This is a genomic window from Chryseobacterium sp., from assembly GCF_019236175.1.
GTDB lineage: Bacteria > Bacteroidota > Bacteroidia > Flavobacteriales > Weeksellaceae > Chryseobacterium.
Genome location: NZ_JAFAJM010000015.1, coordinates 100,648 through 121,975, shown reverse-complemented (window position 1 = coordinate 121,975; position 21,328 = coordinate 100,648). Strand labels below are relative to the sequence as shown.

Here is a 21,328-nt window from a genome sequence, read left to right as displayed (position 1 = left end):
CTGTATTTTTTTTAGAAAAAATTTAAACCCTATATTTGCACCATGTTAAAATGGTTCTCCATATTATGCTCAATGATGTATGTGCTGGCTACCACCAATGCGGGGGAAGTTCTCAAGGTACCTATGTTTGTGGAACATTATATGGAATATCACGGCGATCTTTCAGAATTTGTGATGGAGCATTATGACAATCATAAAAAAGATTCCGACTGGGATGCCGATCAGAAATTGCCATTCATCAATCCCCCTATTGTATTGACAGTGCATGCACAGCTTCCTGAGCTTAGTTTTGAAATTAAAAAACCGAAAGAAATTATTATTCCGCAGAAAAATAGTTTTTATCAGGAAAAGGATTTCTCAAACCTTTATCTTTCCAGAATTTTCCAGCCTCCGCGGCTTTCTTAACTACTTTTTACGATACATGCCTTACGCTGTGTAAAGCAGTTGATTTATTATTTCTATCCATTAATCCGTTCTACATTATAATGATTGCCGCCGGATCATAAACCTGCGGTTATTTTAAATGGAGCAAATGTATCTACTATTTTGAAAATCAAAAATTTTCACAGGCTCTCATTTGATCTTTTTATAATACAGTCCGGATGATCAATTACTAATTTTTTCATGTTAAATAAAATTATTGAGTTTTCTGTAAAGAATAAACTCATCATTGCTCTGTTTACGGTGGGGCTGATTCTTTTTGGAATATATGAAACCACCCGACTTCCAATTGATGCTCAGCCTGATATTACCAACAACCAGGTTCAGATCATTACTACGGCTCCTTCTTACGGGGCTGCAGATATAGAACGTCTGGTCACATTTCCGATTGAGCAGGCTACCAGCAATATCAGTGGTATTACCGAACTTCGTAGTCTTTCCCGTTTCGGGCTTTCTCTTGTTACGGTTGTATTTGATGATAATACCGATGTTTACTGGGCACGTCAGCAGGTTCAGGAACGGCTTCAGCTTGTTCAGGACAATATACCTGCCGGAATCGGAAGACCTGAACTGGGCCCTATTTCTACCGGGTTGGGAGAAGTCTTCCAATATGTAGTACGGGCCAAGAAAGGATATGAAAATGTGTATGATGAAACTGAGCTCAGAACCATTCAGGACTGGGTAGTAAGACGACAGCTGCTTGGAACAAAAGGAGTGGCTGATGTCAGCAGCTTCGGAGGAAAATTAAAGCAGTATGAAATTGCCATCAATCCTAATCAACTTAAAGCATTTAATATCAACATTAATGATGTTTTTACAGCTCTTGAAAAAAATAACCAGAATACCGGCGGTGCTTATATTGAAAAGAAAGAAACTGTTCTTTTTATCAGGAGTGAAGGGCTTTTAGGAAGTACTGAAGATATCGGAAGCATTCAGGTTGCAGAAACCAAAGAAGGAGTTCCTGTTCATATTAAAGATGTAGCTTCTGTAAAAATAGGTTATGCTACAAGATATGGCGCAATGACTTATAATGATACAGGTGAGGTCTCCGGAGCGATCGTACTGATGCTTAAAGGAGAAAACGCTAATGTAGTGATTGGCAATATCAAACAAAGACTGGAAAAAATTCAGGAATCTTTACCTGAAGGCGTGGTGATAGAGCCTTTCCTCGATCGGGCTAAAATGGTCAACAATACCATCAATACTGTCAAAACAAACCTGATGGAGGGAGCATTGATTGTCGTGTTTATACTGGTCTTATTTTTAGGAAACTTCAGAGCAGGGTTATTGGTTGCCTCTGTGATTCCACTGGCTATGCTTTTTGCCATTATTATGATGAATATTTTCGGAGTCGGTGGGAATCTCATGAGTCTTGGAGCTCTGGATTTTGGCCTTATTGTGGATGGAGCTGTCATTATTGTCGAAGCAGTTCTTCATCAGCTGGCGCACAAAAAACATTTTGGTAAAGACAATATGATGACCACAAAAGAAATGGACGATCAGGTTTCAGGTTCCGCTACAAAGATGGTTAACAGTGCGGTTTTCGGACAAATCATTATCCTTATCGTATACCTTCCGATCTTTACTTTACAGGGGATTGAAGGCAAAATGTTTAAACCGATGGCGCAGACGGTTGCCTTTGCATTAATCGGGGCTTTTATTCTTTCACTGACCTATATTCCAATGATGAGTGCTTTGGTTTTAAGCAGAAAGAAAAAAGAAAAAGAAAATATTTCAGACAGGGTAATGGCCAAAGTGGAAACAGGACATCAAAAGTTACTGATAAAAGCTCTTAAATTCAAGAAAACTATTATTCTGGGGGTCATAGTTCTTTTTGCAGGTGCTGTCTTTATACTTTCCAGAATGGGTGGAGAATTTATTCCCTCGCTGGAAGAAGGTGATTTTGCAGTTGAAATGAGGATTCTTCAGGGAAGTAATATCAATGAAACTAAAAAGGCAACTACTCAGGCCGGTCACATCCTTTTAACTCAGTTTCCTGAAGTACAAAAGGTCGTTGCCAAAATAGGGAGTGCAGAAATTCCTACTGAACCAATGCCAATGGATGCGGGAGATATGATTATTGTTTTAAAACCTAAGAAAGAATGGACTTCTGCACAATCATTTCCTGAACTCTCTGAAAAAATGCGTAAAGCATTAAGTGTAATTCCGGGATTAACGACCAGCTTTCAGTTTCCGGTACAGATGCGTTTCAATGAGCTGATGACCGGAGCAAGACAGGATGTGGTATGTAAGATTTACGGGGAAGATCTGGACAGCCTTTCCGTTTACGCCAAAAAACTGGGAAGTATTATCAATACCGTAAAAGGTGCTCAGGATCTTTATATTGAACCTGTTGTAGGAGCTCCGCAGGTTGTCATTGATTATAACCGTTCAGAATTATCCCGTTATAATATTTCTGTAGCAGATATCAACAGGGTTATCAATATGGCTTTTGCAGGGCAGACAGCCGGAGCATTATATGAAGGAGAGAAAAAATTTGATATTGTCGTCAGAATGGATAATGAGCATAAAAAAGACATGACCAGCATTCAGAATCTATTGGTTCCTACCTCTTCCGGAGCACAAATTCCGTTATCTCAACTGGCAAAGGTAGCGCTTAAAAACAGTCCGAACCAGATTCAGAGAGAAGATACCAAACGAAGAATTATTGTTGGATTTAATGTAAGAGGAAGAGATGTACAGAGTATAGTAGAAGAACTTCAGAAGAAAGCAGGAAAAAGTCTGAAATTCTCACCGGGATATACTATTTCTTACGGGGGTACATTTGAAAATCTAAACGAAGCAAAAGCCAGACTGGGTATTGCCGTTCCAATTTCATTGGTGATGATTTTCCTTTTATTATTTTTTGCTTTCAGATCGGTAAAACACAGCTTACTGATTTATACGGCTATACCATTATCAGCGATCGGAGGGGTTTATTTTCTTGCCTTAAGAGGTATGCCATTCAGTATCAGTGCCGGAGTGGGATTTATTGCCCTGTTCGGAGTTGCTGTACTTAATGGAATTGTTTTAATATCAGAGTTTAACAGATTGAAATACAACGGAATAAACAACACTAGCAGAATTGTACTGATAGGCACAAAAATCAGGCTTCGTCCGGTTTTAATGACAGCTTTCGTAGCTTCTTTAGGATTTCTACCGATGGCTTTAAGCAACGGAGCAGGAGCTGAAGTACAAAGACCACTTGCTACAGTTGTAATCGGCGGTCTTATGCTTGCGACACTTTTAACCTTATTTGTTTTGCCCATTCTTTACGTGCTTTTTGAACATATTAATAAAAATAAAATGAAATTCTCTAAAAAAATAAACCATAAAAAATTATCTGTTTTTTTACTTATGATTGCTTTCGGAAGCCTTCAGGCTCAGGAAAACATTACCTATGAGGAGGCATTGGAAAAAGCATTTCAACAAAACGGAACACTTAAAAATTCAAAATTAATTTCAGACTATCAGGAGAAATTAAAAGCCAGCTATCTGGATATCCCCCAAATGGAAGTTACCGGCGGATTCGGACAGATCCAGGGAGAAGAGACGGATAATTCTTTTGGAATCTCTCAAAAATTCAGCTTTCCTACTGTCTATTCCAAAAGAAAACATATGCTGAATGCTGAATGGGCGGCAAGTCTGATCAGTCAACATCTTACAAAAGCACAGCTGACCAGAGAAGTAACCGATGTTTTTTACAGAATTTTAGTCCTTCAGGAAAAGAAAAAGGTGTTGGAATATATCAGCCAGTTGTATATTAATTTTGCTGAAAAGGCAGCCTTAAGACTCAAAAAAGGAGAAGCGAATATTCTGGAGGAATCAACTGCTGAAATTCAGAAAGAACAGGTGATGGTACAAATGAACTCCCTTGAAAATGATCTGAATATTGCAAAAATTCAATTACAGTTACTTCTTCAATCCGAAAAAATGTATCAGCCCGTTTCAGAAAAACCTACAATGGATATAGGACTTCAGATTTCAGAAGAGCGTATAAAACAACATCCTGAGCTGCAATATCTGCAACAACAGATTAAAGTAGGAGAGTCTGAGGTACAACTTGAAAAAAGCAAATTACTTCCGGATCTTCTCGTAGCCTATACCAATCAGAGTATGAAAAACATTAATACCAATCGCTTTAACTCAGTTCAGGTGGGTGTCGGAATTCCGCTATTTACAAAAGGTCAAAGAGCCTTAGTTAAGGCTGCACAGGCTAAAATTGCAATTTCTGAAAATCAGTACCAAAGGAAAGAAATTGAGTTTAAAAACAGACTTAGACAACAAATGGGTAACTATATGAATCAGCAGAGAATGATCGAAAACTACGAGCAGAAGCAGCTCCCGAAATCTGAAACGATCCTGAAAACTGCTCAGAAACAGATGGAAGCAGGTGAGATTGACTATCTGAACTGGGTAATATTAGTCAATCAGGCTGTGAAAACAAAAGCAGATTATATTGATCAGCTGGAAAAACTTAATCAGATCAGTACGGAACTTAATTTCTTAATTTCAAAATAACAGCACCATGCAATTCAAAACCATATCTGTATATAGCCTGACTTTAGTACTTGCTTTATCTTCATGTTCAGGAAAAAAAGAAGAAGAAAAGACCGTTTATGAAAACACCAAGTTTACTAAAAACAATGAAAACACTGTTCATTTAGCCGAAAAGCAGCTTCAGTCCGTAGGAATTACCACAACATCCGTTCAAAACAGAAATATGGAAAAACTGATAAGGCTGAACGGAAAAGCTGAAATTGCACCTTCCCATATCAGTTCTGTTTCAAGCATTATGGGTGGACATATCAAATCTATCAATGTTATTAATGGCAGCCATTTTAATAAAGGGCAGGTTCTTGCCGTAGTAGAGGATCCACAGTTTATACAGCTTCAGCAGGACTATCTGGTAACAAAAGCTCAGCTTGAGGCCGCAAAACTGAATTTCAACCGTCAGAAAGATCTTAATACCAGTAAGGCAAGCAGTGATAAAACCATGCAGACAGCACAGGCAGATTATTCTACCTTACATGCTACTTTAAAAGGTCTCGAAGAGAAACTCAGAATTATCGGAATTAATGCCAAAGGATTAAGTACCGGAAATATCAGAAGTAAAATCAGTATTTATGCTCCGTTCAGCGGTTTTGTAAGTAAAATTTCAGTAAATAACGGGCAATACATCAATCCTGCCGACACTTTATTTGAGCTGATTAATCCTGCCGGATTACTTTTAGAACTGAAAGTTTTTGAGAATGATGTGAATGATGTAAAAATCGGGCAGGAGATTTTAGTCTACAACAATCAGAATCCTGATCTGAAATCCGGCGCTACAATTGTAAGTATCGTTCCCAATATTGAAACCGGTGGCTCATCAACCGTGATAGCAAAATTTTCTTCAGCACATTCCGAATTTGTAAAGGGCATGTACCTCAATGCAGAAGTTAATATCAGCAGCCGATATACTCAGGGACTTCCGAATGAGGCCATCGTATCCTTTGAAAATAAAAACTATGTTTTTGAAGACCTTGGAAAATCAACCTATAAAATGATTCCCGTACTAACCGGAATTGCTGATGATGAGTTTACAGAAATTATAAAAGCTGATTTTTTAAAAGGTAAAAAGATTGTACAAAAAGGAGCATACAACCTTTTGATGATGCTGAAAAATAAAGCGGAATAATTATTTATGATCAACCCCCAAAAAGGTTTTGTTTACGAAGGTAAATGGAACCTTTTTTATTATAATGCTCTTGCTTATTTTGCATTACGCAGCTGTTTACAATGATTTTTACCACCACCAATGCACGAATAATTGTAATGATATATTAAATCTATATTGCGGCTAAAAGATAATTTAATGATTACCACTTAGAATATGGTAACAGAAAAATAGTTATACTTACATTATCATCTAAAAATAGTCGTGGTATTAGATGATTTTTAGCATATTTTCAATATTCAATATATTATTTAATGCATAATTAATTAAAAAAACAATACTTTTAAGCAGTGAATTAGTTGAAAGAATTTTTAGTTGCATTAAGAAAAACTTTTATAGAAACATAATGACAACTAAACCGTTACACAATTTCCATATTCCGGTAATGGGCCTGGCTTATACTATAGACAGTCCGATTCGTGTTGCCCAATATGGAATTTCCTCTGTAATTTCTATCATTGATGATGAAATCCTGGAAAAAATGAAAAACTTTTATAACAAAAAGTTTAACCTCGATTATTTAGGAATCTCATCAAAAACAGAAGATTACAGAGCGAAAAGGATTACAGCCTATCTGGACATGGTAGATGATATCGTGAATGAAAAGTTTGAGTCTTTCAAACAGGAAATCAGTAAAAATACAGAGGCTTTAAAAGACTTTATGATGATGTTGCCCAATACATCAGACCTGAAAGAAAGTCTTCAGCATTTTATGGGTCAAAAGGATAATTGGGGGATAAATATCAGAAACTTCCTTGAGTCTAATTTAAGACCGGGGAGCATTGATGTCAATATCATGACAAAAGTTGATAAAGACAACTATAAAAAAGATGAACAGCTTCCTGTGATGTACAATGATGCCCATGCTTCACTGAGAGGCTTCGCCAATAGTAAGTTGTCTTCATCCATGGTTCTTTCTGCAGGATTAAATCCGCGTCTGTACAGTTATATTGAAGAATTTGATGACTTTTTTCCGGATCAGAATGGTCTCCTTAAAAAGAAAATCATTCTTAAAGTAAGTGATTTCCGTTCTGCAATGATTCAGGGAAACTTCCTGGCAAAAAAAGGATTGTGGGTCTCAGAATATAGGATAGAATCGGGGTTGAACTGCGGAGGACATGCATTCGCTACAGAAGGCTTACTCCTTGGCCCTATTATGGAAGAGTTTAAACAGAAAAAAAATGAGCTGATCCGGTCTGCCCATTCATTGATGATCTCTGCTTTAGAGCAAAAAGGGAAGAATCTTGTTTCTCAGCCTTTAGAGATGAAAATTACCGTTCAGGGCGGGGTGGGTACCTCTGAAGAGCATGAGTTCCTTCTTAGCAATTATGAAGTGGATAGTGTAGGATGGGGTTCGCCTTTTTTACTGGTTCCTGAAGCGACTTCCGTAGATACAGAAACCAGAAATTTACTTTTACATTCCGGAGAGCAGGATTTTTATCTGAGTAATCTTTCACCACTGGGAGTTCCTTTTAATACGGTAAAAGGCACCTCTAATGAGGTACTGAAACAACAGAAGGAATCCCTTGGAAAATTTGGAAGCTCATGTCCGAAAAAATTACTGGCATTGAGCAAAGAGTTCTCTCCTAAAGGAACCTGTACCGCTTCTAAAAAATACCAGGATATTAAACTGAAAGAGCTTTACTCTATGGAGGAAACATTTTCTCAAGAAGAGTTTACTCAAAGAAAAACTGAAATTACCGATAAAGCCTGTCTGTGCGTTGGTCTTGTGAATGCAGCTTATATAGAACAGAATATAGAAATAAAAGGAGAAAAGCAGGGAGTTGTCATCTGTCCGGGACCTAATATTGCTTTTTTTGACAAAGAATCCTCTCTTTCCGAAATGGTAAGACATATCTACGGAAGCAATAATATCCTTTCCGAAAACAACCGCCCTCATATGTTTATTAATGAGCTGAAAATGTATGTGGATTATTTGAAAAAAGAAATATCAGATACCTCTGCCCGGATTACTCATTCCCAAACTAAAAAATGGAATACCTTCAAAAAGAATCTGTTTGACGGTATTGAATATTATCATCATCTCTTCAGAAATTCTTCCTATTTTAAAAATGAAGGAGAAACTATTCATTTACAATTAGAAGAATATAAGTTGGATCTTACCGCTATTGAGATTCCTCAGATTGAAAAGTAGCGTGGTTGTTACCCAAAATAAAGCTCTCCCGGATGGAGAGCTTTTGTTATAAATGTTCTGAATAAATGTTCTTTTACCTATTAAAAACAGGTAAAAAGCCATTAATATTTTTTAAGTAGTTTTTAATAATAATTTAATCTTTGGTATAGTAGATTATTGCTAATTTGGTTTTCAAAGTGCTGTTAAGCAATTAAAACCACAAATGATTCAAACACAAAATAATAAAACTATATTGAAGTTACCTTCAAACGTGAACTCCTATGGTAGCATACCATCAGTAGGACAAAATACGTACCGTCATGATACCTATCGATTAAATGATCTGTTGATAGTAAGGTTGTACTCTAAAAAATCATATTAAAAACATTCCAGCGATAAGTTTTATTCAAAATTTATGTAAATCTGCAATGCAGACAAAACAGAAGGCAACATCGAATGGAAAGCTATTATTCCGATCAATGTAAACACATATATTATGAAACAAAAATTAACCGTTTTAGATTTTAAAAAACTAAAAAAAGAAGGGCGAAAATTTACTTTTGTAACTGCTTATGATTATACAATGGCTTCTATTGTCAACGATAGCAATACATAAATCATCTTAGTGGGTGATTCCCTGGGCATGACTATGCTGGGCTATAATGGCACTACCCGTGTTACAATGGATGAGATGATTCATCATATAAAACCGGTCGTTAAAGGAGCTCCTCATACTTTTATAGTAGGAGATATGCCTTTCGGTTCTTACAATGCGAGCATAGAGCAAGCAGTGATGAATGCTTCACGGATGATGAAAGAAGGTGAGTGCGATAGTATTAAATTAGAAGGAGGGGTCGAAATTATTTCTCAGGTAGAAGCCATTATCAGAGGTGGGATTCCTGTTATGGGACATATTGGCTTGACCCCTCAAACAGTAAGCCAATTTGGTGGATTTAAGGTTCAGGGTGGAACGCCCGAAAGTGCAAAGAAAATAATTGATGATGCCATTGCTTTGGAAAAAGCAGGTGTTTTTTCGATTGTGGTAGAATGTGTACCCAAAGGCGTAGGAAAAGCAATTACAGAAGCTGTCAAGATTCCGGTTCTAGGCATTGGCGCAGGACCCTATGTAGACTGCCAGGTAATGGTGTTTCAAGATATGATGGGTATGTATAACGGATTTAAGCCTAAATTTGTAAAACAATATGCTCAGATTCGCCAGGAAATGATACAAGGGCTTAATCAGTTTCATACAGAAACTATTTCTGGTGAATTTCCTTCAGAAGAATACTGTTTTAATAAAGAAGTTACATTAAATGGAATATATGGAAAAGAATAAAAATACACGTTATGTAGAAACAGGATATCCAATCTATGAAGGCATGCCTGTATATCCGGGGCTTCCTAAAGTTAAAGTGGAGCTCCGAGAAAGTTTAGACAAAGGAGATGATTGGAACGGCTCTGTGCTCTCGATGTATTTACATGCCGGAACCCATGTGGATGCCCCCAGACATCACATCAGTAATGCACTGGGAATTGATCAGGTTCCTATTGAAAATTTCTTTTATCAACATCCCTTACTCATTGATATTCCGGAACCAGGAAAGGACTATCTGATCACAATAGATGATATAAAAAGATATCATGATTTAAATAAATATGATATTTTAATATTCAACACCCAATCCTATAAAAAGAGGAATAAAGATTTTATGAGCTATGCTAACGGATTTCCAACAGTTTCCCCTGAAACGGCAGAATATATCCGGGAACATCTCCCGAATATTAAAGCGGTTGCCATAGATACATTGAGCATTGAAAATATAGCACTGGGAAAAGACAATGGATTTCGTACCCATAAAGCTTTTCTTGATCCTGAAAGGGTAAACGGTACAATATTGATCTATGAAGATGTAAATATAGCACCTATTGTGGGCAAAAAATTAGTAAGTGCCTGCTGTACGCCGCTCAGAATTGTTGGCGGGGATGCAAGTAACTGTAATTTAGTGTTTGAAATTCAGGATTAAATAAAATATAGCTAAATAAGAAAAATAAAGCTCTCCTTCCGGAGAGCTTTTGTTTAAAAACAGGCAATAATTCTGCTTAGTGTACAATAATTTTTTTAGTTATTATTTTTTGTCCTTCAGCTTCAAGAGTACACAAATATACCCCTGCAGCCCAGCCGGAGGTATATAAAGACTCTTTGTAAGTTCCCTGACTCTGGTTTCCTTCTTTTATCGTTTTTACCAATGCTCCTGTGGCACTTGTAATATACAGTTTTACAGCGCCTGATTGAGATAAGGTATATTCTACGGTTGCAACATCTTTGACAGGATTAGGATATACATTTAAGCTTTGCACAGGTTTTTCAACAGGAACAGATGCTCTGGCTGATGAACCATTAGAATTGCCATTATGAACCTGACCATCATATACTACATTGACAGACCATAGATATTTATCAGGATATTCAGTGAAATCTTCCGCTACTTCATTGAGGACATAATTATTATATCCTGGAGATAATATAGTAGCAACGTAGTGAGAGTTAGAAGCGACACGTTTTTTATTATTTAATCTAATCATATATAAAGGTTTTCCATTAGGATCATCCTTTACATAGATTAACTGAAACAGAACTTTAATATCATCTCTAGTCTTAGCTGGATTATCAAGTACAATCCTCGTGTTGTCGGAACTAGAAGGTTGTAATTCACCTGATTTTGGCATATTAAAAAATCTATAATTTTCATCCCCATAAGTATAATCATAATCATGAAAACTAAATCGATTACCAACTTTCTCCAGAGAAAAAGTTTCAGCTTTAGATGAATCTAAATAAAGAAAATATTGAGTATAGAAAGATCTGTCTAAAGACATACTTTGTTTTGTAGCATAATTAATAAACTGAACACCTTGTTCACTTACTTGAGAAAACCTTTCTCTAACAGAAGTTTTAAATGAACCCTGAACAGACCAGTTATCATCTGTTTGATTTTTATTTTGTACATATAAATAATTGCCATCCATTCCTAATTCATATCCCTCTGACTTATATTCGTCTATTAAGAAATTAAATGTATGCTCTTTGTAATCAATTAAATTTTGAGGATTTCCTATAATATGATTAGGTGTAAAATCTCTCCTCAAAGCATCTTGACCTGTATCTTGATAAAAATAATTTCCGGAACTAAACGGGATACTCTTCCACCGGGCAATCGGAAGATATGATTTGGCATTAGTAAACCAGATCTGACGTTTATTGTCCATAGGTGTTGACATATACCATCTTGCAGTACCATATATGGCTTCCTGGGAATTATTAAGCCCAGATGTTACTATATATCCGTCTTCATAATTTTCTTTTTTAGGAGTAATAGGCTGATCTTTGTAATTTCTCAAAATATAAGATCTGGAAGCATAAAGTGGGGATTGGAGTAAAAAATGGTTATCAGCTAATTTCGGATTAAGCATTTCTTTATAAACCATAATATCATCCACCGCATTAATAATAGGACCTCGCTGGCTATTAACAGTCCCAAAAACAATTTGATGTTTATCTGAAAGGATATCTGATAATCCGAACCAAAAATAATTGGCATATAAACGGCCTCCTGGCCGACTGAAATAAAAACGGGTAGCATATTGGTCTGAACTTAACATAAAATAAATATAGCCACTTGATATAGATACATCATCATCAGGAAATATTTCTTTATTTGTATTATCACTATGATAACTTATCTTATACCGTGTCTGTCCCTGAACTATCATTTTTTTTGCTATTGGGGAATATTTCAAAATCTGGAAATATCCATCTTTTATTTTGAGTTGAATATCTTCTTTATTTTTATTGGAAAGATTAGTAAAACTTAAAATCTGGCAATCTTTTCCATTTTCAGGAATTTTAACCCAAGCTGAAATAGAAAATCCTTTATTATTATTTACTATATCCTTAATGACAGTATTTGGGATGATTAAATTTTGATAGCTTTGAAAAGATAATGCCTGAGACGGGTTGCCAAACCTGTCTGTTATTCCTGTATTAGCACTTCCTTCCAATTTGTAGGACGCAATGGAATGTTTAAAATCATTTTGCCATGAATGCTCAGTTAAGTTAAGATCATACAGATTAGCAACCTGAGTATTTACCTTATATGTTCCGGTAGCAGTATTATCAAATACTTCCTGGGCAGAAAGTTTTTGTATGAATACCATCATGATACAGATCAACACATAACCTGCACAGTCACTTATAGATTTCTTCCTATTCAAAAGAATTCTTTTATTAAAATGAGTATTAATAAGTTTCATAAATTAATTCTTAATGTTTTGGTATTTATTGAATGACTCTGTTTGGAAAATAGTCTAAAAATGTAGTCACTTCATCGGTAATAATATATCCGTCCACTCCCGTATTTTGATTTCCTGAAGGGGCAAGAATAAAATCAAAATCTCCCCTTCGTTCTTCCTGAGGTTTATCTGAAAAACGATTTGTACCAGCATTCACATTTCCAATATAATGCCCTTTATAATGTGCCGGCTGTGAAGAAAAAGTACTAAGTCTTTTACCACCACTTTTTATCGCTTTTGCTACCTTAAAAATATCTGGATCATCCTTAGGTGTTTTAAAGACTATTTCGTATATACCTCCAATTCCTTTATACAAAGGATGATCTTTTCTCCACTTCTCCCAATCGTTATAAAGAGTCATAGGTGAAGTTTCATCATGTTTAGGAATACTTCTTACATCAACAATCGGAGCAAAAATTAATTCCTGTTTTTGTTCTTCCGACAATTGATATTGAGTGATAAAACGTTCAAACTGAACAGGAGTTTTAATTCCTTTAAACATTACAAATGAAAAAGCATCCTTATCTTTTACTACTTTCATTGCTTTTCCAAAAGTAGCATCATCGGTAATATCGAGTTGTAATATCACATCTTTTCCTTTTGTGATCTCTATTACATCCTTCAAAAGTGGAATCCTTTCATTGGTATAGGTATTTTCATCATTTTTTAACCTCAGGTCTTTCAATTCATTCCATGAATATACTTCTTCAGCGGTTCCAAAATTATCTCCTGCCTGTCCCTTTCCTCGGGGTGTTGTTTGGGTGCCGTACCTATTGGGATGAGTATCCAAAAAGTTAGTGGTACGCTGGAGATAACTATCATGCATCAAATAAACTTTTCCGTCACTACTTGTTTTCAGGTCAATCTCTATCATATCCACATCTTTGACCTCAATTGCCCTTTTAATAGCAGCCATAGAATTTTCCGGGAACCCACTGGTCCATGCAGCTCTATGAAGGGCAAGAAACCTATAGTCCGGGTTTTTATGGGCATCCAGAAGAGTTTCTCTCAGCCTTGCTAGACGAGGTCTTGTAATTCCACGTTTTTCACGGGTGTACGGGCTTGTGGTATAGTTATCCTGCTGTGCCATAATATTGTGTTCAACGGCTATACAGAAGGTCAAAACTAATACTCCTTTTAAAAATCTTTCTTTAAAAAATGTTTGTAAATCCATAGTATTTTATAATTTATGGTGAGTTTAAAGTGATTATACAGGATCTGAATCTATAAAGAATCATTTTCTGCCATTTAAAGGCTCTTTTAAAGACTAGTTTTGATAATGAATTCTTATGAAGATTTCTTTATTTTTTATGAATTAAAGGTAGTATTTATCACCTGAAAAAGAGTTAATTAAAGTAAACATATACATTAAATTAAATTAATATATCACTGATTATCAGTTAGTTAAAATAAAAAAGTTATCTGTTTTAAAAATAAAACGGATAACTTTTAACCCTTTAAAAAGATCTTTAAAACAGATGCTTTCTTACCGCATCAAAAAGTAAAGATTTTTCTTTTTTAAAAATTCAATCAGTTCTTTAGGCCTGTCGGTTTGTATCATATTGACCTGATGATCAGGATACCAGTGGTACATGTCAGGATCTTCAAGGGCAAGATCATCATAATGGCCTGCACTGAGGTCCGGCCACAGTGAATTGACCCAGATCCGGATTCCTTTTTCACGCAGTTTTCTGAAATCAATCAGATGGCTTTCATCAGAGCCCAGTGTCAGCTCAAATCCGTAGACTTTATAATTCTTTAAGTAGTCGTCAATTTTTTTCCAGCCTTCATTATGGTTTAAGCGGATTATAGGCATATAATGAATTTCATTTTTGATTTTTCCGTATTTTTTGTTAAATTCATCATAAGTAGCTGGTCCTTTAAAAAGGATCTGGTCCAGAAGATTTCTTTTTTTCAGGATAGGGTAGACTTCATTGAAATAATCGAAAGCTTTATCGAGATTGATGAAGATTTTTCCCTGTGTAATATCCAGTATTTCTTCCAGCGTAGGAATTTTCATCTGAGTAGAAACACCTAATCCATCCCTGAGTCTGAATTTTTTTAATTCCTCCAGACTATAGTCGGAAGGCTTTCCCTTTCCGGTTGTCGTACGGTCAATCGTCTGATCATGCATTAGAACCAACACACTATCTTTAGTCATGGCCAGATCTATTTCTACCATGTTTACTCCCTGCTCAATAGCTTTTTTCATTGCCGCTACTGAGTTTTCGGGAGCTTCCCGCCATCCGCCTCGATGGGCAATCACCATGATTTTGTCATCTGGAAATTTATTTAGGGAGATCTGGGAATATACTGTAGTGTAAGCACCTAATAATAGTATATAGAAAAAGAGACGGTTGGTATTTAATATTATTTTTTTCATGATAATGATATAAGAATTTAATATCCCGGATTTTGTTGAATCGCCGGGTCTGTATTGATTTGATTCTGAGGAACAGGCATCACCAGATTGTAGGGATTAATGAATGCTTTTCCATATCCCAGGGTATTTTGAAAATGAGCAGTCATGACCTGAATAGCCTTTCCGGTTCTCACCAGATCAAACCAGCGATGACCTTCACCTATAAGCTCTTTTCGTCTTTCCATGGCAATTTCATCCAACAGCTGTGTCTGGTCGGAAATACTGACAGAAGGAAGCCCCGCTCTGTTTTTAACTTTATTGAGATATACATTTCCGTTGACCGGATCATTCGCCTTTGCATAGCATTCTGCCATGAGAAGGTATACATCCGCCAAACGAAGAACGACTATATTACTTCCGCCGTCTGCAGGAGAAGTGAGAGACGCTTTTAATTTATTGGAATATGGAACGGAGTTCTTCGTTAAGCCAATATAAGCCTCCTGTCTTTTATCACCTGCTGTAAAAAGATTATAAATTTCTTTGGTAGGCAGATTATGGCCTTTTGCACCGGCAGAAAACCCTGAAGGGCTGAACATCTGATAAGCCTGGCTTCCTTCGGAATTTCCGTTTAAACCCGAAGCAAACTGCACATCAAAAATTATTTCTGCATTGTTTTTATTGGCTATGTCAAATATCTTATTAACATCCGGTAACAAACTGTATCCCAAACTTTCTACCTGCTTCAGATAAGGTAACGCCTCATTGTACTTATTTCTGGTCATCAGTACTTTTCCGAGTATTCCCAAAGCCGCTCCTTTAGTGACCCGCCCTGGTTGGGCTGCAATTTCCGGAAGCAGGGCAATAGCTCCTTTAAGCTCTGATTCTATAAAATCATATACCGTTTCTGAGGACGTTCTTCCCTGTCCGAAATAATCGTTGACATTCACACTTTCTTGGGTTACCAAAGGAATATCACCGAAAATCCGGACCATATTAAAATACATCAGTGCTCTTAGAAACTTCACTTCACCGGTACGGATATCCTTCTTTGACTGGCTCATCGCGATATCTCCAATTCTGTTTAAGACAATATTTGCCTGCTGAATGCCAATATAATTTTCTTTCCAGGTACTTGCCAGTAAGGAGTTATTAGGCTGAATGGTAAAAAAGTCAAATTCTCCGTAAGTAAAGCTATCATTGGCAGGAACTTCATCATAGGTATTGTCCGAAGGAAGTTCACCAATCACAGGCATGGCAAGCTGGTACTGCCCGACATATTGCAGGGATCCATATACGGCATTCACTCCCTGTTCCAGCTGTGCCTCATTTTTATAAAAATTATTTGTTTGTTTGGTACTTTCCGGAGTTGCATTTAACAGGTCTGATGAACATGACTGCCATAAGAATAGAGAAAGAAGGGGAATATATAATTTTTTCATTTTTTAAATATTTAGATTAGGTTCAGCTTAAAACTTCACATTCATTCCGAAAGAATACACTCTTGCCACCGGATAATAGCCGTTGTCATACCCCTGGGTCAGAATACTTTCCGAATTAGCATCGAGATTCTGTCCTCGGTAAGAAGTAATAGTCAACAGGTTATTTCCTATGAAATAGAGCTGAAGAGACCTCACTTTCAAGGCTGAAACCAGGCTTTGGGGAAGATTATACGCCAGCCTTACAGATCTTAACCTTACATAATCTCCGTTTTTGAAGAAAATATCTGAAGTTCTCGCTTCTTTTCTGTTATTGGAAAAATTCATATTGGGCATGGCATAGGTGCCATTGGGGTTGGTCACAGGATTATACCTGTTATCAAAGTAATACTGATTAGGCACTCCAAAACCTTCTCCGGATTCTGTAATGCTGACCTGATCTCCGTTGTAAATCTTTTTACCCAGTTCACTGTATAAAGTAAAGCTGAGATCAAAATTTTTATACCGGAATGCATTGGTAAATCCCATTATGTATTTGGGGATTCCTGAACCGAAGCTTTTCTTATCATCGGCATCAATTTTCCCATCTCCGTTAAGATCTTCCATCATATAATCACCGATTTGCGTGCCTGTAATATGAGGGGAGTTATCAATCTGTGCCTGGGTTTTATAGACACCCAGAATATGATAGCCGTACATTTCTGCAATAGAACCTCCAACTTTTGTTACGGCAAAATTATTGTCTCCGGTTACAATCTGTGATTGCCCGTCACCCAACGCCAATACTTTATTTTTATTGGTAGAGAAACTGAAACTGCTTGAATAGTCAAAATCATCACCTATATGAAGCGGTTTTAATGAAAGCTGAATTTCCAGCCCGCTGTTTCTGATTTTACCAATATTCTGAAGCAGTGTAGAATAGCCGGACTGTTGGGGAACAGGAACATCCAGCAGCAAACCATTTCTGTTAAGAATATAATAATCCGCAGATATATTCAGATATTTATTAAACAAGCCGAGATCTAATCCAAAATTTACTGATTCTGACTTTTCCCAGGAAAGATAAAGACTTGACGGTGTTGCAGATCTGTAGCCGGGAACCAGTGTACCTCCGAAAACATAATTCTCCTTATCCATCAGGGATAATGAACCAAAATTCGGAATCTGGTTATTTCCGTTCGTACCCAGACTGAATCTTAGTTTCAAAGGATCTATCCATTTGTTTTCAGGAAAAAACTTTTCTCTACTGAGTGTCCACCCCAATGATAAAGCATAAAAATTCCCCCATTTGGAATTGAAACTAAATCTTGAGGAACCATCTCTTCTGTAAGAGGCCATCAGACTGTATTTACTGTTATAGGTATAGTTGAATCTTGTGAAATATGATATCAGGCTCCAGGAATATTGACTGACATCTACTTTCAGGGAATTTCCCCCTGAGATATTTTCTAAACTGTCATCAGGAAAACCCGTCGCTTTAGTATCTGTTTTGTTTTGATTTTCATTCTGATAAGATTGTCCCAATATAAAATTAAAAGTGTGGTTCCCAATCTTTTTATCATAAGTCAGTAAGTTCTCTATCAGATAATTTTTGGTTATATACTCCGTTCTGCTGGCTATGGTAACATCTGGTGCTGCAGTACGATAACTCCCTACCGTGGATGGATCAAAAAAATTATATTCATAGTTGGTATAATCTCCACCTGCTGAAAGCTTATATCTGAAGTTTTTCAAAAAAGTCCATTCTCCGAAAATATTCCCGAAAGTTTTAAATAAAGTATACCTTCTTTTGGTCATTTCAGCAATAGCAACCGGATTTTCTACCAGAGCACCGTCTGTAGGACCGTTTGCTTTTATTTGCTGGGAAATAATCAAATTACCGTTCGCATCTCGGGGAGCGAAAAAAGGATACATCGTGGTAGCCATCTGAAGAAGATTGTAGGTTCTTCCGCCGTCTACCATATCAAAAAGGCTTCCTTTTGAAAAAGAAGGAGTCATGGACACTCCAAATTTCAATTGGTCTGTAATATTGGTGGCAAGGTTGATATTTCCTGAATATTTTTCATAGTCGGTTCCAATTAAAATCCCTTTTTGATTCAGATAACTTCCTGTGAATGAGTATTTTGTTTTATCGCTTCCTCCCAGGATATTCAATGCTGTATTGCTTATAGGAGCAGGTTTTAATACAGTAGAGTACCAGTCGTTATCTGTTAAACCAAGCTGTCGGTTCAGATAAGGAGTTAAATAATCGGGAATGAGCTCTCTCAGGGTAGCTCCTTTGGAAATCCTTGTGGGTGTATTGTCGGAAGTACTTCTGTTGGTCCCTTTTGAAAGATAATTATTATCTCTGGATTCTTTCATAAAAGTAGCCATATCATAAGCATTAACAAATTTTTCATTGTCGCTTCTCGTCTGAATCCCGTAATAAGCATCTAAAATGACCTCCAGTTTTCCTTTTTTTCCTTCTTTAGTCTGAATCAGAATAACACCATTGGCTCCTCTGGAACCATAAATAGCTGTGGAAGCTGCATCTTTAAGAATATCTATCGTTGCAATTGAGTTAGGATCTATTGAGTTTAAATTAGTTCCTTCTGTTAAAGGAAACCCGTCAACGACAATCAGAGGGTTGGCTCCCGCTGTCAAAGTCCCGATTCCGCGAATACGGATATTCGGAGAAGCCCCCGGAGCCGCATTGGTGGAAGTGGCCTGAATTCCGGTCGCTTTTCCTGCAATCATTTCGCCAAAATTACTTGAAGCCATACTTTTCAGGTCTTTTTCTCCAAGAGAGGCAATGGCACCGGAAACATCTTTTTTATTTTGTTTTCCATATCCTACCAATACCACTTCATCAATCTTTTTTTCTTTATCAGCAATGGTATCTTTTTTAGCTGTATTATCTGTTTTACTATTATTTTTGTCAGATTTTTTAGAAGTTCTTCGTACAGAAACTGTATTATTCTGAATGGTAAATTCAACCGGATAATTTTTCCGGAGATAATCCAGAGCCTTTTGTAATGACGTGTAATCGATATCCTTATCATCTACCAAAATATCTTCAAGATCTGATACGGAATAAAAGAATTGTGTTTTTGTTGTTTTGCTTAGCTTTTCCAATACCTTCGTCACAGGTGGAGCGACTTCATAAGCCCTATGCACAGAAAAGCATATTTCTGAGGCATATAATGGCAGAGAAATAGATAAACTCCCGAGCATAGCAATACTGATTGCTGTTTTTTTCATAAATTCGCAATATTAATTTTTAAACTTTCTATAGGTTTTTAAGTTGATTAAATCTGCATCGATAACCCCCATTATCGATGCTCTTTATTTTAATATTATTTCTTCTGTTTCATTATTTTTTTCAATTTTTAGATTAAACGGATAACTGATAATAGATAAAATATCATTAAGGTTCCCTGTAAATGAACCGCTTACAATTCTTTCTTTATACCGGTCAGGATAAGAGATTCTGACATGATAAGTCTCTTCAAGTTTCTGAACTGCCTCAGCATATTTTGAGCGGGTAAAAGTAAAACTCATCTGTTTTTCACGGTTGTAATAATGATAATCGGAATGACCTTTGCCGCTCATCCAGATTTCTTTCGGCAAGAGATAAGTAACTTTCCCTGAATGTTCTATTTTCACTTTTCCTTCAAACAATTCCACTTTTTTTTCTTCAGATCTCTGATCTAAGAAAAACCGGGTTCCTAAAACCTGTACATGAAAATCTCCGGCATTAATTCTGAATGGTTTTGTTTTATCCTTAGTGATAGAAAAGCTGGCCTGTCCTGTAAAAATGATGTTCCGGTCCTTCTCTCCAAAGTTCCTGCTTACAACCAGTCTGCTGTAAGGTAATAAGCCAATCTTACTTCCATCCGATAACTGAATATTTTTGGAAGATTCAAAACTTTCATAAACATAGTTTTGCTTTTCTGTATTGGAAGAATGCTGATAACCGTTATAAATCATTAGAAAAATAAAAAAGGGGACAATAAGTGCTGCTGCCCAGTACCATTTCCGGGAGCTTTTCCTCCTTCTTATTTTTTGATGGATACCTTCCCAGATTTTCCGGTCTGTCGTAGTATCCATCCTGTTCTGATCTTCAGAAACTGCTTTCCAGGTTTTTTCAAATTCTTTTTCTAAGCTCATACAAAAACGTTATTCAAACCATTGATAGTAAATACGCAGAAAAGGAAAATCGTTCACCCCAAAAACCAAGAGTTAACGATTTATTCATATTGAATGATAAAGGAAAAATTAATGCAGATTACGCCGCAAAAAAGCAAGAACTTTGTTTATTTGTTTACTGACCGCTGTTTTCGACAGATTATTTTCTTTGGCTAACTGAGAATAGCTTATGTTTTCAATTTTGTGCTGAATAAATAATTTTCTGGTTTTCTGTGGGAGATTTTCCAAGAGAGTTTCAACTTTAACCATGTTTTCTTCGTGGCTGTTTTCATCAGAAATATCTTCATTTGCAATATTGATTTCATGCTCGGAAAAGGAAAAAAGCAACTTGTTTTTACGATAAAAACTGGAAATTTCCTGTTTACAAGTCTTGAAAATAATAGCTTCGGGAGGAACCTTAACCGTTTTATCCATATGCTTCCAGACATGCATAAAAATATCCTGGACAATATCTTCTGTATCCTCTTCTTTTTGAATATATTTCTTAACAAAGAAGTAAACTTTATGCTTATATTCAGAATATATTTTCTCAAACGGATCCATCAATTACCAGTACAATTATAAGTCTATAAAACTATTTAAAAAGATTTTCAGGGAGTTTAAATGTATGTTAATTTTGAGGGAAAATGAGAAATATAGAGCACATATTTTACAAATGAGAAAAATATACTATCCCCTGTTTTAAACACAAGAAAATA

13 protein-coding genes are annotated in these 21,328 nt (G+C 36.3%); 6 read left to right on the top strand and 7 right to left on the bottom strand.

What is annotated here, in order from left to right; genetic code table 11:
• Window positions 1–42 precede the first annotated feature (42 nt).
• From JO178_RS13585 to JO178_RS13560, 6 genes are all read left to right on the top strand, one after another.
• On the top strand, window positions 43–405 hold the full coding sequence (locus tag JO178_RS13585) for a hypothetical protein (RefSeq protein WP_291936729.1): 363 nt from the start codon (window positions 43–45) through the stop codon (window positions 403–405).
• A gap of 219 nt (window positions 406–624) precedes the next feature.
• Complete coding sequence (locus tag JO178_RS13580; RefSeq protein WP_291936726.1) at window positions 625–4,962, top strand: CusA/CzcA family heavy metal efflux RND transporter; 4,338 nt, start codon at window positions 625–627, stop codon at window positions 4,960–4,962.
• 7 nt (window positions 4,963–4,969) lie between these two features.
• A complete protein-coding gene (locus JO178_RS13575; protein ID WP_291936723.1) occupies window positions 4,970–6,121 on the top strand; it encodes an efflux RND transporter periplasmic adaptor subunit in 1,152 nt (383 codons plus the stop codon).
• A gap of 385 nt (window positions 6,122–6,506) precedes the next feature.
• Window positions 6,507–8,315, top strand: coding sequence for a hypothetical protein (locus JO178_RS13570; RefSeq protein WP_291936721.1), 1,809 nt, complete (start codon window positions 6,507–6,509; stop codon window positions 8,313–8,315).
• A 604-nt stretch (window positions 8,316–8,919) separates the two neighbouring features.
• The gene (panB, locus tag JO178_RS13565) at window positions 8,920–9,630 is read left to right on the top strand and encodes a 3-methyl-2-oxobutanoate hydroxymethyltransferase (protein WP_291936718.1); all 711 of its coding nucleotides are present in this window, start codon (window positions 8,920–8,922) and stop codon (window positions 9,628–9,630) included.
• Complete coding sequence (locus JO178_RS13560) at window positions 9,617–10,318, top strand: cyclase family protein (RefSeq protein WP_291936716.1); 702 nt, start codon at window positions 9,617–9,619, stop codon at window positions 10,316–10,318. The genes panB and JO178_RS13560 overlap by 14 nt, the downstream gene beginning before the upstream one ends.
• A 76-nt stretch (window positions 10,319–10,394) precedes the next feature.
• Here the strand turns inward: JO178_RS13560 and JO178_RS13555 are convergent, their stop codons facing one another.
• The 7 genes from JO178_RS13555 to JO178_RS13525 form a co-directional block, all read right to left on the bottom strand.
• Window positions 10,395–12,605, bottom strand: coding sequence for a T9SS type A sorting domain-containing protein (locus JO178_RS13555; RefSeq protein WP_291936713.1), 2,211 nt, complete (start codon window positions 12,603–12,605; stop codon window positions 10,395–10,397).
• A gap of 25 nt (window positions 12,606–12,630) precedes the next feature.
• The gene (locus JO178_RS13550) at window positions 12,631–13,818 is read right to left on the bottom strand and encodes a glycerophosphodiester phosphodiesterase family protein (RefSeq protein WP_291936710.1); all 1,188 of its coding nucleotides are present in this window, start codon (window positions 13,816–13,818) and stop codon (window positions 12,631–12,633) included.
• A 312-nt stretch (window positions 13,819–14,130) separates the two neighbouring features.
• Entirely contained in the window at window positions 14,131–15,027 is an 897-nt protein-coding gene (locus JO178_RS13545) for a glycerophosphodiester phosphodiesterase family protein (protein ID WP_291936707.1), read from the bottom strand.
• A 17-nt stretch (window positions 15,028–15,044) separates the two neighbouring features.
• The gene (locus JO178_RS13540) at window positions 15,045–16,445 is read right to left on the bottom strand and encodes a RagB/SusD family nutrient uptake outer membrane protein (RefSeq protein ID WP_291936704.1); all 1,401 of its coding nucleotides are present in this window, start codon (window positions 16,443–16,445) and stop codon (window positions 15,045–15,047) included.
• A gap of 27 nt (window positions 16,446–16,472) precedes the next feature.
• On the bottom strand, window positions 16,473–19,682 hold the full coding sequence (locus JO178_RS13535; protein WP_291936700.1) for a SusC/RagA family TonB-linked outer membrane protein: 3,210 nt from the start codon (window positions 19,680–19,682) through the stop codon (window positions 16,473–16,475).
• 84 nt (window positions 19,683–19,766) lie between these two features.
• On the bottom strand, window positions 19,767–20,591 hold the full coding sequence (locus tag JO178_RS13530) for a FecR family protein (RefSeq protein WP_291936697.1): 825 nt from the start codon (window positions 20,589–20,591) through the stop codon (window positions 19,767–19,769).
• A 108-nt stretch (window positions 20,592–20,699) separates the two neighbouring features.
• Window positions 20,700–21,173, bottom strand: a complete 474-nt coding sequence (locus JO178_RS13525) for a sigma-70 family RNA polymerase sigma factor (RefSeq protein WP_291936694.1) — start codon at window positions 21,171–21,173, stop codon at window positions 20,700–20,702.
• Window positions 21,174–21,328 lie beyond the last annotated feature (155 nt).